This is a genomic window from Pseudomonas sp. 3A(2025) (assembly GCF_054589175.1).
This window is the reverse complement of sequence record NZ_BAAILM010000031.1, coordinates 130,018-146,284: the sequence shown is the minus strand read 5'-3', so window position 1 is coordinate 146,284 and position 16,267 is coordinate 130,018. Positions and strand designations below refer to the sequence as shown.

General features: G+C 59.6%; 14 protein-coding genes. 4 read left to right on the top strand and 10 right to left on the bottom strand.

What is annotated here, in order from left to right; genetic code table 11:
- Positions 1-7: 7 nt before the first annotated feature.
- The 3 genes from ACYP2A_RS11930 to ACYP2A_RS11920 form a co-directional block, all read right to left on the bottom strand.
- Positions 8-823: a substrate-binding periplasmic protein gene (locus ACYP2A_RS11930; RefSeq protein ID WP_459745192.1), complete on the bottom strand. Its 816-nt coding sequence runs from the start codon at positions 821-823 to the stop codon at positions 8-10.
- A 100-nt stretch (positions 824-923) separates the two neighbouring features.
- Complete coding sequence (locus ACYP2A_RS11925) at positions 924-1,853, bottom strand: electron transfer flavoprotein subunit alpha/FixB family protein (protein ID WP_459745191.1); 930 nt, start codon at positions 1,851-1,853, stop codon at positions 924-926.
- Positions 1,853-2,602, bottom strand: coding sequence for an electron transfer flavoprotein subunit beta/FixA family protein (locus ACYP2A_RS11920; protein WP_459745190.1), 750 nt, complete (start codon positions 2,600-2,602; stop codon positions 1,853-1,855). Before ACYP2A_RS11920 ends, ACYP2A_RS11925 begins: the two co-directional genes overlap by 1 nt.
- A 505-nt stretch (positions 2,603-3,107) precedes the next feature.
- Here ACYP2A_RS11920 and ACYP2A_RS11915 point away from each other — a divergent pair.
- Positions 3,108-4,763 (top strand): electron transfer flavoprotein-ubiquinone oxidoreductase, encoded by a 1,656-nt coding sequence (locus ACYP2A_RS11915; RefSeq protein ID WP_459745189.1) that lies wholly within the window; start codon positions 3,108-3,110, stop codon positions 4,761-4,763.
- A 109-nt stretch (positions 4,764-4,872) separates the two neighbouring features.
- Here the strand turns inward: ACYP2A_RS11915 and ACYP2A_RS11910 are convergent, their stop codons facing one another.
- Positions 4,873-5,766: an AraC family transcriptional regulator gene (locus ACYP2A_RS11910; protein WP_459745188.1), complete on the bottom strand. Its 894-nt coding sequence runs from the start codon at positions 5,764-5,766 to the stop codon at positions 4,873-4,875.
- A gap of 181 nt (positions 5,767-5,947) precedes the next feature.
- On the opposite strand from ACYP2A_RS11910, the gene ACYP2A_RS11905 reads away from it, so the two are divergent.
- Together ACYP2A_RS11905 and ACYP2A_RS11900 are read left to right on the top strand one after the other, a co-directional pair.
- A complete protein-coding gene (locus ACYP2A_RS11905; RefSeq protein ID WP_459745187.1) occupies positions 5,948-7,000 on the top strand; it encodes an NAD(P)-dependent alcohol dehydrogenase in 1,053 nt (350 codons plus the stop codon).
- A gap of 216 nt (positions 7,001-7,216) precedes the next feature.
- The gene (locus ACYP2A_RS11900; protein ID WP_459745186.1) at positions 7,217-8,359 is read left to right on the top strand and encodes an acyltransferase family protein; all 1,143 of its coding nucleotides are present in this window, start codon (positions 7,217-7,219) and stop codon (positions 8,357-8,359) included.
- Here ACYP2A_RS11900 and ACYP2A_RS11895 read toward each other — a convergent pair.
- The 6 genes from ACYP2A_RS11895 to leuC all read right to left on the bottom strand — a co-directional run bounded on the left by ACYP2A_RS11895 (position 8,336) and on the right by leuC (position 15,093).
- Positions 8,336-9,637 carry a DUF2254 domain-containing protein gene (locus ACYP2A_RS11895; RefSeq protein ID WP_459745256.1) on the bottom strand — a complete coding sequence of 434 codons (1,302 nt, stop codon included), beginning with the start codon at positions 9,635-9,637 and terminating at the stop codon, positions 8,336-8,338. The two genes, ACYP2A_RS11900 and ACYP2A_RS11895, sit on opposite strands and share 24 nt — an antisense overlap.
- A gap of 187 nt (positions 9,638-9,824) precedes the next feature.
- On the bottom strand, positions 9,825-10,937 hold the full coding sequence (gene asd / locus ACYP2A_RS11890) for an aspartate-semialdehyde dehydrogenase (RefSeq protein WP_056840058.1): 1,113 nt from the start codon (positions 10,935-10,937) through the stop codon (positions 9,825-9,827).
- Between the two features lie 67 nt (positions 10,938-11,004).
- Entirely contained in the window at positions 11,005-12,087 is a 1,083-nt protein-coding gene (gene leuB / locus ACYP2A_RS11885; RefSeq protein ID WP_459745185.1) for a 3-isopropylmalate dehydrogenase, read from the bottom strand.
- Between the two features lie 40 nt (positions 12,088-12,127).
- Positions 12,128-12,892 (bottom strand): class I SAM-dependent methyltransferase, encoded by a 765-nt coding sequence (locus ACYP2A_RS11880; protein ID WP_459745184.1) that lies wholly within the window; start codon positions 12,890-12,892, stop codon positions 12,128-12,130.
- Positions 12,893-13,016: 124 nt separating this feature from the next.
- On the bottom strand, positions 13,017-13,658 hold the full coding sequence (gene leuD, locus ACYP2A_RS11875; RefSeq protein ID WP_459745183.1) for a 3-isopropylmalate dehydratase small subunit: 642 nt from the start codon (positions 13,656-13,658) through the stop codon (positions 13,017-13,019).
- A gap of 10 nt (positions 13,659-13,668) precedes the next feature.
- Complete coding sequence (gene leuC, locus ACYP2A_RS11870) at positions 13,669-15,093, bottom strand: 3-isopropylmalate dehydratase large subunit (protein ID WP_459745182.1); 1,425 nt, start codon at positions 15,091-15,093, stop codon at positions 13,669-13,671.
- A 153-nt stretch (positions 15,094-15,246) separates the two neighbouring features.
- On the opposite strand from leuC, the gene ACYP2A_RS11865 reads away from it, so the two are divergent.
- Positions 15,247-16,125, top strand: a complete 879-nt coding sequence (locus ACYP2A_RS11865; protein WP_459745181.1) for a LysR family transcriptional regulator — start codon at positions 15,247-15,249, stop codon at positions 16,123-16,125.
- Positions 16,126-16,267 lie beyond the last annotated feature (142 nt).

Genomic DNA, 16,267 nt, shown 5'->3' with positions numbered 1-16,267 from the left:
AACATTCCTACTGTTTTGAGACAGGCTGCTGCAACTGGTTTTTCCACAGATCCAGATTGCGCCTGATGGCTTCATCGGCAAGGCCGGAAGCGGCCGATTCTGTCATCTTTTTCGCCAACTGTCCGCGAAGCCATGGATCATTGCACGCCGAATTGAACGACAAGGCGAGGTGAAACCCCGGCCTGTCGACCACCACAGGCAGCGCCTGCAACGTATCTGCCAGTCCCAGTGTCTGCGCCATGACCATCCCGGCATAACGACCGGCCAGCACATAATCCACTTCCCCCAGCACCAGCTTTTGCAGCGCCTGAGTCAGGCCGGGCACGCGCTGTAATTGCAGATGTTGCGCCGCCTCGCTCTCGAACATCGACGTCAGTCGGGTGCGCTGCGAAACAGCCCCCGTGCGACCGTGCAAATCTTCCAGTGTCTGAATGACCACCTCTGGCGTCGAACGTACCCAGATCACGATATCGTTATGCGTCGCGGCGGGATGAATGTAGTCAAAAGCATCGAGCCAGGCGGCATTCAGCGGCGCGTCGGCGAGCAAGTCCATACGCCCGCTGCGTACCTCTTCCTGCGCCTGACTGCGCTTGCCGGCGTACAGGAACTCCACGCTGACACCCAACGTCTTCAGCGCCTGGCCAAGCAAATCGGCGTTGGCCCCCATCAAATGTCTGGGGTCTTGCGGGTCACGCCACAAATACGGCGGCGCATCGGGACTGCCTGTCACAATCAACCGCTCGCACTTGCCGGCTGCCCATCCAGCGCCCGGCAACATCAATGAGCCCAGCAGCGCGAACCAGAACGGTGATGAAACTCGCATGGCAAAGACCTTTCAGTGGCAAAAACAAAAAACCCGCCGGCTCGACCATGCTTGCGCATGAACCGAACCAGACGGGTTTTCTAGCGAGCAAAAACCTGGGTTAAACCAGTTTTTCCAGCTCAGGGACTGCTTCGAACAAGTCCGCCACCAGGCCGTAATCAGCCACCTGGAAGATTGGCGCTTCTTCGTCCTTGTTGATCGCCACGATCACTTTGGAGTCTTTCATGCCAGCCAGATGCTGGATGGCACCGGAAATACCCACTGCAATGTACAGCTGTGGCGCAACGATTTTGCCAGTCTGACCGACCTGCATATCGTTGGGTACAAAGCCTGCATCAACGGCGGCGCGAGATGCACCCACCGCAGCACCGAGCTTGTCGGCCAGGGCGTACAGATGCTTGAAGTTCTCGCCGTTCTGCATGCCGCGACCACCGGACACCACCACCTTGGCGGCAGTGAGTTCCGGGCGATCGGAGGTCGCCAGCTCTTCACTGACAAAGCTCGATTTACCGGCGTCATGTACAGCAGCCAAGGCTTCGACCGCTGCCGAGCCACCTTCGGCGGCCACCGGGTCAAAACCGGTGGTACGTACGGTGATGACCTTGACCGCTGCCGTCGATTGCACGGTGGCAATCGCGTTACCGGCATAGATCGGGCGCTGGAAGGTGTCGGGCGATACAACCGAAACGATTTCGGAGATCTGGTCGACATCCAGTTGTGCCGCCACACGCGGCAAGATGTTCTTGCCGTTGGAGGTGGCAGCGGCCAGTACGTGGCTGTAGCTGGCAGCCAGTTCGACGATCAGCGGTGCGACGTTTTCCGGCAGCAGGTGTGCGTAAGCGGCGTTGTCGGCAACCAGTATCTTGGCAACGCCAGCAATTTTGGCAGCAGCTTCGGCCACGCCAGCAACATCTGCACCAGCAACCAGCACGTGGATGTCGCCACCGATTTTCTGGGCTGCGGCCACGGTATTGAGGGTGGCAGGCACCAGCAGGCCTTTGTCGTGTTCAGCGATAACCAGGATAGTCATTAGATTACCTTCGCTTCGTTCTTCAGTTTCTCGACCAGTTCGGCCACCGATTTGACCTTGATGCCCGCGCTGCGTGCAGCCGGAGCTTCAACCTTGACGGTCTTGTTGGTCGACGCGGTAGAAACGCCCAGCGCCTCGGGGGTCAGGGTTTCGAGCGGCTTCTTCTTGGCCTTCATGATGTTGGGCAAGGAGGCGTAGCGTGGCTCGTTCAGGCGCAGGTCGGTGGTGACGATGGCCGGCAGGTTTAGCGAAACGGTCTGCAGACCGCCGTCGATCTCGCGGGTCACGGCAACCTTGTCACCACTGATCTCGACCCTGGAGGCGAAGGTGCCTTGTGCGTAACCGCTCAACGCGGCGAGCATCTGGCCGGTCTGGTTGTTATCGCTGTCGATGGCCTGTTTGCCGAGGATCACCAGTTGTGGCTGCTCCTTGTCGACGACAGCCTTGAGCAGCTTGGCGATGGCCAGAGAGGTGAGCTCTTCGGCGGATTCGACCAGCACGCCACGGTCAGCGCCCAGCGCCAGCGCGGTGCGCAGTTGTTCCTGAGCGGTGGACGGGCCCACGCTGACCACGACGATTTCGCTGGCCACGCCTTTCTCTTTAAGACGCACGGCCTCTTCCACGGCGATTTCGCAGAAAGGGTTCATGGACATCTTGACGTTGGCCAGGTCGACGCCGGAGTTGTCCGCCTTGACGCGAACCTTGACGTTGTAGTCGACCACTCTTTTGACAGCTACAAGAACCTTCATGGATTCCTCGTTACTCTCCGGTGAATAGAAGTCGCCCGGACATGACCAGGCGATTGAAATGCGTCCTCAACAAGCAATCCTGGGGAGCGCAGGCGCGGCGCATAGCGTGTAACCCCAGCCTGAAACCGATTTAAAGCCGGCCAATGGCCCTCGGGGTGTGTAAAATGCGCCCCACGATATGCATCGATTCAATGGCCTGCACTGTACCTGCCTCATGCCTTTTACAGGTCTGACCCAATCGCAACCGGGCCTTGGGCAAGTACGAAACCGCCCGTATCTTGACCGCAACCTCCCGGACGGTCAATACGACATATCCGCCAGTCACGGGTCCCGCCTCTAGGATTTATAAGGCCTGCGGCCAATTCAAACAAACGTTTGTATTGGACCTGCACAGTGGTGTAGATATAATGCCTTCCTTTAAAAGAAGCGGCGAATTCAATGCCAGGCGCATTGTTTATCGACAGCGCTTATAGAAAATACCGTGAGCCCTTGTAGGAGATAGCCTTTGGAACGCGAATACATGGAATTCGACGTTGTGATCGTCGGAGCCGGCCCCTCCGGGCTTTCTGCCGCGTGCCGCCTGAAACAGAAGGCTGCCGATGCGGGTCAGGAAATCAGCGTCTGCGTCGTGGAAAAAGGCTCCGAAGTGGGCGCACACATTCTGTCAGGTGCCGTATTCGAACCGCGCGCACTCGATGAGCTGTTCCCCGACTGGAAAGCCCTCGGCGCGCCGCTCAATACTCCGGTCAAGCGTGACGACATCTACGTGTTGCGTAGCGAGCAAAGCTCGATCAAGGTCCCGGACTTCTTTGTGCCCAAGGCCATGCACAACGAAGGCAACTATATTATCTCGCTGGGCAATCTGTGCCGCTGGCTGGCCCAGCAGGCTGAAAACCTGGGGGTAGAGATCTATCCGGGCTTCGCCGCCCAAGAGGCGCTGATCGACGAAAGCGGCGTGGTACGCGGCATCGTCACCGGCGATCTTGGCGTGGACCGCGAAGGCCAGCCCAAAGATGGCCTGTACACCCCCGGCATGGAGCTGCGCGGCAAATACACGCTGTTTGCCGAAGGCTGCCGTGGCCATATCGGCAAGCAACTGATCAAGCGTTTCGAACTCGACAAAGAGTCCGATGTGCAGCATTACGGCATCGGCATCAAGGAGCTGTGGGAAATCGACCCGGCCAAACATGAGCCGGGCCTGGTGGTGCACACCGCCGGCTGGCCACTGGACAGCGCCAATATGGGCGGTTCGTTCCTTTATCATCTGGAAAACAATCAGGTGGTGGTCGGCCTGATCATCGACCTGTCGTACAGCAACCCTTACCTGTCGCCGTTCGATGAATTCCAGCGCTACAAGCATCACCCCGTGGCCAAACAGTACCTGGAAGGCGGCAAGCGCATCAGCTACGGCGCCCGCGCCATCGTCAAGGGCGGCTACAACTCGCTGCCAAAAATGGTCTTCCCCGGCGGCGCATTGATCGGTTGCGATCTGGGCACCCTGAACTTCGCCAAGATCAAGGGCAGCCACACTGCCATGAAGTCCGGCATGCTGGCCGCTGAGGCGGTGGCCGACGCGTTGATTGCCGGCACCGAAGGCGGCGATACGCTGAACACCTACGTCGAGGGCTTCAAGGCCAGCTGGCTGCACGAAGAATTGTTTGCGTCGCGCAATTTCGGCCCGGCCATGCACAAGTTCGGCCCCATCGCCGGCGCAGGCTTTGCGTTCCTCGAGCAGAATATCTTCGGTAACAAGCTGCCGTTTACCCTGCACGACACCAAGCCGGACTACGCCTGCCTGAAGCTGGCCAGCGAATCGAAAAAGATCGCTTACCCCAAGCCCGACGGCAAGCTGAGCTTCGACAAGCTCAGTTCGGTCTTCCTCTCCAGCACCAACCATGAAGAGGAACAACCGTGCCACTTGAAGCTGATCGACCCAAGCATTCCGATCGCCAGGAACCTGCCGCTGTACGATGAGCCGGCGCAGCGCTATTGCCCGGCAGGCGTGTACGAAGTGGTGACTCAGGAAGACGGCGAAAAGCGCTTCCAGATCAACGCGCAAAACTGCGTGCACTGCAAGACGTGCGACATCAAGGACCCGTCGCAGAACATCACCTGGGTCACCCCGGAAGGCGCAGGCGGCCCGAATTACCCCAACATGTAAAACCAGCCACAAGCTACAAGCGGCAAGCCACAAGCTATTCGGCGTCATGCACGCTTGTAGCTTGTAGCTTGTAGCTTGTAGCTTGTAGCTTGTAGCTTGTAGCTTGTAGCTATAGCGAAGCGAGCTCTTGCCCCGGGCTACGCTCGAAATAGCGTTTGTACTCTCGTCCGAATTGCGACGCACTTTGGTACCCGACTTTCAGCGCCACCTGCGCCACGCCCAGGCCGTCGGTGACCAGCAACTGCTGGGCCTTGAGCAGCCTCAGGCGCTTGAGGTACTGCACCGGCGACAGCAAGGTGCTGCGCTTGAAGTGCTCATGAAAGGTCGACACGCTCATGTTCGCGCAGCGGGCCAGGGTTTCGACGTTCAGCGGCTCGGCGTAATGCTCGTGCAAGTAAGTGACCGACGCCGCCACCCGCGCAAATTGTCCCTGCTGCTCGACCAGCGCCCGCAACACTCCCGCCTGCGGTCCGCGCAGCGCGCTGTACAGCACATCACGCAGCCGCGCCTGGCCCATCACCTGACACTCCAGTGGATCATGCAGACAGCGCAACAGCCGCTCGACACTTTCGCGCATGCCGGCATCGAACTGCACCGAAGTCATCGATTCCGGGGTCTGCTGGTGGCTTTCATGCCCGTCCACCGGACCCATGGCCTGCACCAGCTCACCGAGCAAGGTGCGATCCATCGCTACTGAAACGCCGTACAGCGGCATCTCGGGCGTGGCAAACGTCTCGCACTTGAACGGCACCGACAAGGCCTGAATCAGGTAATGCCCGGCGCCGTACTCAAAGGTTCTGGGCCCCAGAAACGCCACCTTGCTGCCTTGCGCGACGATCATCAGGCTCGGCTCGTAGATTTGCGGGCTGCTGCCCATATGGCTGAAGGCACTGATCAGCCTCACCTCAGGCAGACGGGTCGATACCCAGCCCGGCGTCACCGCCAGCGACTGAATCAGGGACACGAGGATGGCATTGGCTTCAAGGTGACGGGTCAGTTGCATAAAGGCACACGAGTAGAGGATCAGACAGGCCTATCATCGCAGATCAGCGCTTCTTGAGTGCCGCCGCAGGTCAGTCGCCGGAGAATCAGGCATGAATCACGGAGAAATGGTCATAGTCGCGACCGCCCTTGATGACGACAATGGTTCGCCTCAACACGCTGTCATTTTTGCGAGGCCTCTCATGTACACCGCCATCGGTTATGCCGCCCAATCCCCTACCGCACCACTGGCCCCCATGACCTTCGAGCGCCGCAGCCTGCGCGCCGACGATGTCGCCATCGAGATCCTCTACTGCGGCGTTTGCCACTCCGACATCCACCAGGCACGCAACGAGTGGGGCATCGCGGTCTACCCGCTGATGCCCGGCCACGAGATCGTCGGCAAGGTCACCGCCACCGGCACCAATGCCAGCCGTTACAAGGTCGGCGACCTGGTCGGTGTCGGCTGCATGGTCGACTCGTGCCGTACCTGCAAGGCGTGCCAGGCCGATCTGGAGCAGTATTGCCAGGAAGGTCCGACCATGACTTACGCGACGCCTGACCGCGTCGACGGCAGCAACACCATGGGCGGCTACTCCAGCAGCATCGTGGTCAGCGAGCACTTTGTCGTGCGCATCCCGGAAAGCCTCGACCCGGCCGCCGCTGCGCCGATTCTGTGTGCGGGCATCACCACCTATTCGCCGCTCAAGCACCACGGCGTGAAAGCCGGCGACAAGGTCGGCGTGCTGGGCATGGGCGGCCTGGGCCATATGGGCATCAAGCTGGCCAAGGCCATGGGCGCCGAGGTCACGCTGTTCACCCGCTCCGCCGCCAAGGCCGCCGAAGCGCGTCGTCAGGGTGCCGATCATGTGATCGTCTCCACCGACGCCGAACAGATGAAAGCCGCCGCCGGGCGCTTTGATTTCCTGCTCGACACCATTCCGGTGCAGCACGACCTCAATCCCTACCTCGAAACCCTGACCTTCGATGGCGTGCACATTCTGGTCGGCCTGATCGAACCGATCGACCCACCAGTGCATGCAGGCAACCTGGTGCTTCAGCGTCGGGTACTGGCCGGATCGCTGATCGGTGGCGTGGCAGAAACCCAGGAAGTGCTGGATTTCTGCGCCGAGCACAACATCAGCTGCGACATCGAAATGCTCGATATCCGCAATATCAACCAGGCCTACGAGCGCATGCTGGCCGGTGATGTGAAATACCGCTTCGTCATCGACATGGCCACGCTCAAGGCCTGATTACCCCGCTAAAGCGGCCTTGATATCGGATCTGCCCGCCAGACAATTGCGGGCAGATCCCGATCTGCGCCATACTCCTGACCATTCAGCATTGCCTGCCCGTCGGATCATCCGAGGGTGGTAACGCGACTCAAATCTCCCCCCCCCCTCCTTTCTCGCCCTGGCTGGCAGTACGTTTTCGGCCGCTCATTTCCCTCAAGTTCAAGGACATGTGCCATGAAACGTTTTCTGGTGCTCGACAGCTTTCGCGGGCTGTGTGCGTTGGCTGTGGTGGTCTATCACTCACACATCCTGCAAGGCTTCAGCGAATGGCTGTTTTTCAGGAACGCCCACTACCTGGTGGCGTTCTTTTTCGTGCTCAGCGGCTTTGTGATCAGCCATGCCTATGCCGGCCGACTGCATTCACGCCAGCAACTGCGTCAATTCGTGGTGTCGCGCACCTGGCGGATTTATCCATTGCACCTGGCGATGCTGCTGGCGGCCGTGGGCCTGGAGTGCGTCAAGGTCGTGGCCGAGCAAGTGGGCGTGCCCTTTGGCAGCGGCAGCTTTAGCGGCCCGCGGGCACCGGCAGAGATCCTGCCCAATCTGCTGTTGATCCAGTCGTGGTGGCCGGGCTTCGATCCGATGTCGTTCAACTACCCGGCCTGGAGCATCAGCGTCGAGTTCTATCTGTACCTGCTGTTCGGCTTACTCAGCCTGGCCCTGCCCGGCCGGGCCAGATACGCCTTCGCCCTGTTGGCGCTGGGCGCCTTTGTGGCCCTGTACCGTGAGGCCGGGCTGCCGACCGAGCTAGCGCTACGCGGCATCGGCTGTTTTTTCGCGGGCTGCGTGACCTATCAGCTGTATTTGAAGGTGCAAGGCGTGTGCTTGAGCCCTTGGCAGGCAAGTATTCTGGAACTGATTGCACTGATCGCGACAGGATTGGCAATTACCTATGCCGGCGACGGACAGAATCTGGCGCTGGCGCTGTTGTTTTGTCTGGTGGTCGGCGTGTTCGCCTTCGAAGCCGGCGTGGTTTCCAGGGCACTGCGCAGTGCAGGGTTTATCTGGCTCGGCACCCTGTCGTATTCGGTGTACCTGACCCACGCACTGGTACTCATGCTGCTGTCGATCAGCGCCAGTCTGGTCGAGAAAATCACGGGTCACACGCTGACCGTGCAGCATGGCGGCACGGACGGCCTGCACCGTTATTTCAGCTCGGGCAGCGCGATGGGCGATAACGCCTTTCTGTTGATCCAGTTGACGCTGGTACTGGCAGTATCGATGCTGACATGGCGATTTATAGAGCAACCCGGCATTGCAATGGGCAAGCGACTGAGCAATCTGAACGTTGCATTACCCCCCGTAACCAGCCAGTGACTGACCCGTCAGCTTGCCAGCAACGCTGGCAAGCCGTGCTTTTTCCTCATTCAACGTGAGAGCCGTTTGTGCTCGCTGAAGCAATTGATTCGCATGTAAACGGGCACACGGACCCAATCTTTCAGGGCTGATCTCTGCCAGGGCAATAAGCGCTTTCATCATGCGAATATCTATCTCAAGAAGCGCAGCCCCGTCCCTCGCAATCAGGGTAAAAAAGTCGTCGAAGAGATCATCAGCCTGAATATCCCGCAAGTAGACTCGCTTGCATTGCTCACTGATACCTTCAGGCTCTTTCTGCTGCATCACCCAGACGGTCAGACACCTGACGCCTCGGCCGATCACGTCAATTGCCGTTCCCGAGTCATTAGTGGCAGGTGACAGGGCTCTTGAAGCGATTTCGGCAAGCACGACAAGCCCGAATCGAGGATCCTGATCGAAGGTGCGACGCAGGCCTATGGTTATCGCCGCAAGGATGGCTTTACTGACGTCGGCCAGATTGAGTTGATCTGTTCTTTGCGGTTCGAGAATCCGCACCACAGGAGCGCCCAGATGCAGGAAACTGCCTGGCAAGACTTCTATATAAATTTCAATCTGGTGCTCCTGGGCAATGGCTCCGAGCAACCCGACATCTATGTGTTGCACATAGCCTGTATCCACACTGCCTATCGTTTTTGCAAAGCCGGGTAACGTCAATCCAGGTGGATAGCTTGCACCTCCCAGGGTTGGCCACTGCGCTCGTCGCTTCAAAGCACTCAGCGCTGCCACCTCAACCCTGTCAATGGTCTCGCCAACCCGACCCAATCTGGAAAGATGGTCGATCCAGCGCAACAGCGTATAGACGATCAGGATGATCATCAGGATCGTGACAGCAAAAAGCACGACTCGACCTTGAGCACCATAAGCACCGGTACTGAGCGTTATGATGCCTACCAGGCTGAAAAGAAATGAGCCTATGAACGTAGCCAACGCATTTTGAGTGGTGCTGTCCTCCATAACCAGTGTGGTAGCCCGGGGAGTCACCCCGCTGCTGGCAGCGCTGTAGGCGCTGACCATTGTGCTTAGAGAGAATGTTGTGACGGCAAGCATGCTGGAAGCAATAATCCCGAGAATCTTGTCGACGGAATCAGCACCGATTTGCGCTGGCAACGAGGCCGGAACGAAATCCTTGAAAAGAACGGCCAATAGAGCCGTTAACACACCAACAGCTGAAAACAGGCTGGCTCGAAACCACAGCCGCTTTGTCATCTGACCTGCGGCCCAACGCCAATGCGCGATCATAAAATTCATCCAGGTTGATAGAGAGAAGGCAGGAGCACTACTCGATGTCCAGGTGCATTTGCGGCACTCAAAGCGATAGGACATCACCAAACCCGGAAGAGCTCGCCTGAAAAAGCTTGCTTTGGCCTGGCAGGCGCGCACAAAAAAGCCGCCTTCGCAGGCGGCTTTTCTGGTTCAGCAATGCAACTCAGCGTTCCAGCAGGATCCGCAGCATGCGGCGCAGCGGTTCGGCCGCGCCCCACAGCAACTGGTCACCGACAGTGAACGCGCCCAGGTACTGCGAGCCCATGTTCAGCTTGCGCAGGCGACCCACCGGCACGCTCATGGTGCCGGTAACGGCCGTCGGGCTCAGTTCCTTGATGCTGGCTTCGCGGTGGTTCGGCACCAGCTTGACCCAAGGGTTGTGCTGACTGATCAAGCCTTCGATGTCCGCAATCGGCACATCCTTGTTCAGCTTGATGGTCAATGCCTGGCTGTGGCAACGCATGGCGCCGATGCGCACGCAGATGCCGTCGACCGGAATCGGGCTCTTGAAGCGACCCAGGATCTTGTTGGTCTCGGCCTGGGCCTTCCACTCTTCGCGGCTCTGGCCGTTTGGCAGCTCTTTGTCGATCCACGGAATCAGGCTGCCGGCCAGCGGCGCGCCGAAGTTCTCGGTCGGGAACGCATCGCCACGCATGGCGTCGGCCACCTTGCGGTCGATATCGAGGATGGCGCTGGCCGGGTTGGCCAGGTCATCGGCGACCGAGGCATTGACCGCGCCCATCTGACGAATCAGCTCGCGCATGTTCTGCGCGCCGGCACCCGAGGCTGCCTGGTAAGTCATGGCAGTCATCCACTCGACCAGACCTGCTTCAAACAGGCCACCCAGGCCCATCAGCATCAGGCTGACGGTGCAGTTGCCGCCGATGTAGTTCTTGGTGCCCGCATCCAACTGCTGGTCGATGACCTTGCGGTTGACCGGGTCCAGAACGATGACCGCATCGTCCTGCATGCGCAGGCTGGAAGCGGCATCGATCCAGTAACCCTGCCAGCCCGCTTCGCGCAGCTTGGGGAACACCTCGTTGGTGTAGTCGCCGCCCTGGCAGGTCAGAATCACGTCGAGGGTTTTCAGTTCTTCGATGCTGTACGCATCTTTCAGAGGCGCCACGTCCTTGCCAACCGACGGCGCTGTGCCACCGACATTGGAGGTGGTGAAAAACACCGGCTCAATGAGGTCGAAGTCCTGTTCTTCACGCATCCGCTGCATGAGCACGGAACCGACCATGCCACGCCAACCGATCAGACCTACACGTTTCATCGCTACACCTTACCTAAAAGTGGGACCGCCGCCGCGCCTGTGGTGGAATGGCGGCGGGCCAGAGAGATTACAGATTTCGCAGGGCTTCGACTACCGCATCGCCCATTTCGCGGGTGCCGACCTTCTGCTTGCCTTCAGACCAGATGTCGCCGGTACGCAGGCCTTGATCCAGAACCACGCTGACGGCTTTCTCGATCGCATCGGCCGCACTGCCCTGGTTGAAGGTGTAACGCAGCATCATCGACACCGAGAGGATGGTTGCCAGCGGGTTGGCAATGCCCTGGCCCGCGATGTCCGGTGCCGAACCGTGGCAAGGCTCGTACATGCCCTTGTTGTGGGTGTCCAGCGACGCCGACGGCAGCATGCCGATCGAGCCGGTGAGCATCGACGCCTGGTCAGAGAGAATGTCGCCGAACATGTTGTCGGTGACGATCACGTCGAACTGCTTGGGCGTACGGACCAGTTGCATGGCGGCGTTGTCGACATACATATGGCTCAGCTCGACGTCCGGGTAGTCCTTGGCTACTTGCTCGACCACTTCACGCCACAGCTGGCTGGATGCCAGGACGTTGGCCTTGTCGACCGAGCACAGCTTCTTGCCACGCACACGCGCCATGTCGAAACCGACACGGGCAATGCGGCGGATTTCGCTTTCGCTGTACGGCAGGGTGTCGTAAGACTGGCGCTCGCCGTTTTCCAGCACACGAGTACCGCGCGGCGCACCGAAGTAGATGCCACCGGTGAGTTCGCGAACGATCAGGATGTCCAGACCGGCCACGATTTCCGGCTTCAGGCTCGAGGCCTCAGCCAGTTGCGGGTACAGAATGGCCGGACGCAGGTTGCCGAACAGCCCCAGTTGCGCACGGATTTTCAGCAGGCCGCGCTCAGGACGGATGTCACGCTCGATGGTGTCCCACTTCGGGCCACCGACCGCGCCCAGCAGTACGGCGTCGGCGGCGCGGGCGCGCTCCAGGGTTTCATCGGCCAGCGGTACACCATGCTTGTCGATGGCCGCGCCACCGATTACATCGTGGCTCAACTCGAAGTCCAGGCTGTACTTCTGGTTGGCCAGTTCCAGTACCTTGACCGCCTCGGCCATGATTTCCGGACCGATACCGTCGCCTGGGAGAATCAGAATCTGCTTGCTCATAACATCCTCGGTTGTGTGCTTGCTGCGCACAGTCAAAAACTTATCGCTCGGCCCAGAGCACCAGAACATCGGTGCTGAACGAGCCATCCTGAGCGATTTCAAAATACTCGCGCACTTCGCTGCCCATGGCCTGTTGCAGCTCACGGATCGCTACACGCAGGGCTTCGGGGGTGCGCATGCGCTCGACCCACGACGTATATTCCAGGTGCAACCGCTGGCGCGTATGGCTGCGGGTAAACAAGCCTGCCTCGCTGACCTGACGCAGCCACTCGGCAGCCGAATAGTCGCGCACATGGCTGGTGTCGCGAAGCACTTCTACCGTTTGCAGGTAGGTATCCAGCAACGGACTGCCCGGCGACATCACGTCGATAAAGGCCGCCACCCCGCCTGGCTTGAGCACCCGGCGCACTTCGCGCAGGGCCAGACCCAGGTCGCTCCAGTGATGCGCCGAATAACGGCTGAAAACGAAATCGAACTCGCCATCCTCGAACGGCAAACGCTCGGCGGCACCGCGCTGGGTACGGACATTGTCCAGCCCGCGGGCAACAGCGGTGTCACGCACCACGTCAAGCATCTGCTGCGACAGGTCATAGGCCACCACTTCGCCAACAGCGGCTGCGACATTAAAGCTAACGTGACCTGCCCCGCAACCCAGATCCAGCACCCGCGCGTCGCTTCGGCCCTGAACTTCGGCCTGCAGCAGTGCAAACTCGGTGCCTTGGGCGTGCACAGCGCTGGTGAGATAAGCAGCGGCCTGCTCGCCGAACTGACGCTGGACAACCTGGGTATGCGGGGATTGGGTCATGTCGATACACCTTGTGTGGTTTTTTTCGCGACTAAAGCGGATTTGCCGCCCAACCGCTCCCACGTGTTAGTAGGAACGGCTTTAGCCGCGATCCGCGCCAGTTGTGAAACGACCAATCACTGCATCAGTCGCGGAACAGCCAAGGCTGGCTGGCACGGTGTCTGGCTTCAAAGCTCTGGATGGAGTCCGAATCGACCAGGGTCAGGCCAATATCGTCCAGGCCATTGAGCAGGCAGTGCTTGCGGAATGCGTCGACTTCAAAGCTCAGTACCTTGCCGTCAGGACGGGTCACGGTCTGTGCCTGCAAGTCGATGCTCAACTGATAGCCAGGCTCGGCCTCAACCTGCTTGAACAACTGATCGACTTCATCTTCAGCCAGGATGATCGGCAACATGCCGTTCTTGAAGCTGTTGTTGAAGAAGATGTCGGCATAGCTCGGCGCGATGATCGCGCGAAAACCGTACTCTTCCAGCGCCCATGGCGCGTGTTCACGGCTGGAGCCGCAACCGAAGTTTTCCCGCGCCAGCAAGACACTGGCGCCCTGATAACGGGCGTTGTTCAGCACGAAATCATGGTTCAGCGGGCGCTTGGAGTTGTCCTGATAAGGCTGGCCCACGTCCAGATAACGCCACTCGTCGAACAGGTTAGGGCCAAAGCCGGTGCGCTTGATCGATTTCAGAAACTGCTTGGGGATGATCTGGTCGGTGTCGACATTCGCACGGTCCAGAGGCGCCACAAGGCCGTTGAGCTGGGTAAAGGCTTTCATGCTGGGCTCCTTAGTGCTGGATCAATTCACGAACATCGATGAAACGGCCGGTCACGGCAGCGGCCGCCGCCATGGCCGGGCTGACCAGGTGAGTACGGCCACCGGCGCCCTGACGACCTTCGAAGTTACGGTTGGAGGTCGACGCGCAGTGCTCGCCGGAACCCAGACGGTCGGGGTTCATGGCCAGGCACATCGAGCAACCCGGTTCACGCCACTCAAAACCGGCTTCGATGAACACTTTGTCCAGCCCTTCCTGCTCGGCCAGCTCCTTGATCAGGCCGGAGCCCGGTACGACGATGGCCTGCTTGATGGTCGCGGCGACCTTGCGGCCCTTGGCAATCTCGGCGGCAGCGCGCAGGTCTTCGATCCGCGAGTTGGTGCATGAGCCGATGAACACCCGATCCAGCTGGATATCGGTGATCGCCTGGTTGGCCTGCAGGCCCATGTACTTGAGGGCGCGTTCGATAGAGCCGCGCTTGACCAGGTCTTGCTCCTGGGCAGGATCGGGAACGTTCTGATCGACGGCCAGCACCATTTCAGGCGAAGTGCCCCAGCTGACTTGCGGCTTGATTTGCGCAGCGTCCAGCTCGACCACGGTGTCGAACACCGCATCGGGGTCGGACACCAGGTCTTTCCAGGCTTCGACAGCCTTGTCCCAGTCCTGGCCTTTGGGCGCGAATGGACGGCCCTTGACGTAGGCGATGGTTTTTTCATCGGTGGCAACCATGCCGACCCGGGCACCGGCCTCGATGGACATGTTGCAGATGGTCATGCGGCCTTCGACGGACAGGTCGCGAATCGCGCTACCGGCAAATTCCATGGCATGGCCGTTGCCGCCAGCGGTGCCGATCTTGCCGATCACGGCCAGCACGATGTCTTTGGCGGTGACGCCGAACGGCAGCTCGCCTTCGACTTTAACCAGCATGTTCTTCATTTTCTTGGCGACCAGGCACTGGGTAGCCAGTACGTGTTCGACTTCGGAGGTACCGATGCCGTGGGCCAGCGCGCCGAACGCGCCGTGGGTCGAGGTGTGCGAGTCGCCGCAGACCACGCTCATGCCAGGCAGGGTTGCGCCCTGCTCGGGGCCGACGACGTGAACGATGCCCTGGCGCGGGTCGTTCATCTTGAATTCGGTGATGCCGTATTCGTCACAGTTGTCGTCCAGGGTCTGAACCTGCAAACGCGAGACTTCATCGGCAATGGCTTCGATACCGCCCTTGCGCTCGGCAGTGGTCGGCACGTTGTGGTCAGGCGTGGCGACAATGGAGTCGACCCGCCATGGCTTGCGCCCGGCCAGGCGCAGACCTTCGAAGGCTTGCGGCGACGTTACTTCGTGGATGATATGGCGGTCGATATAGATCAGCGACGAACCGTCGTCGCGCTGCTTGACCACATGCGAATCCCACAACTTGTCGTAAAGCGTTTTGCCAGCCATCAGACATTTTCCTCATCAGCGTCTTTCTATGCCTTGGGTAATCAATGCAGGTTCGATGACCCCTTGGCTTGTGCGGACAATGCTATGGAATATGCTTAAATAACTCAAATTCATAATTTTTATGCTTTGGATAACCAACTGGAATGCAGGGTCATGGATCTCGCTAATCTCAATGCTTTTATCGCTATTGCCGAAATCGGCAGCTTTTCCGGAGCCGGTGAACGCCTGCACCTGACCCAGCCAGCGATCAGCAAACGCATCGCCGGACTTGAACAGCAACTCAATGTCCGCCTGTTCGACCGACTGGGCCGCGAAGTCAGCCTGACCGAGGCAGGCCGCGCGCTGCTGCCGCGCGCGTATCAGATTCTCAATGTGCTCGATGACACCCGCCGGGCCCTGACCAATCTGACCGGCGAGATCAGCGGGCGCCTGACCCTGGCCACCAGCCATCACATCGGCCTGCATCGTCTGCCACCTGTGTTACGGGCCTTTACTCGCCTCTACCCACAAGTGGCGCTGGACATTCAGTTTCTGGACTCGGAAATTGCCTACGAAGAAATCCTGCACGGCCGTGCGGAGCTTGCGGTCATCACCCTGGCGCCCACCCCGCACTCGCTGGTGCGTGCCGTGCCGGTCTGGGATGACCCGTTGGACTTTGTTGCAGCGCCCGAGCATCCGCTGGCCAATAGCGGCCCGGTGAATCTTGAGGATATCGTGCGTTACCCGGCGGTATTTCCGGGCGGCAACACCTTTACCCATCACATTGTCAGTGGATTGTGCGAAGCACGCGGGCTGAAACCGGACATCGCGATGAGCACCAATTACATGGAGACCATCAAAATGATGGTTTCCATTGGTCTGGCATGGAGCGTACTTCCGCGTACCATGCTCGACGAACAGGTGGCGCGCATCCCTTTGCCGGGCATACAGCTTAATCGCCAGCTAGGCTATATCCTGCACACCGAGCGCACCCTGTCGAATGCCGCCAAGGCATTCATGGCACTGCTCGACGCAGAGACACGACCCTCGTAATCTGGGGGCTGCTGGACGCAGAACGATCGTTTTACCGGCTTTTTCATTCAGGCTCGTGATCCCATGCCCAACACCGTGGACCGTAATTCTCTGCTCGAGCAGACGCTCCAACAAACCCGCGAGCAACTGCAACTGGTTCTGG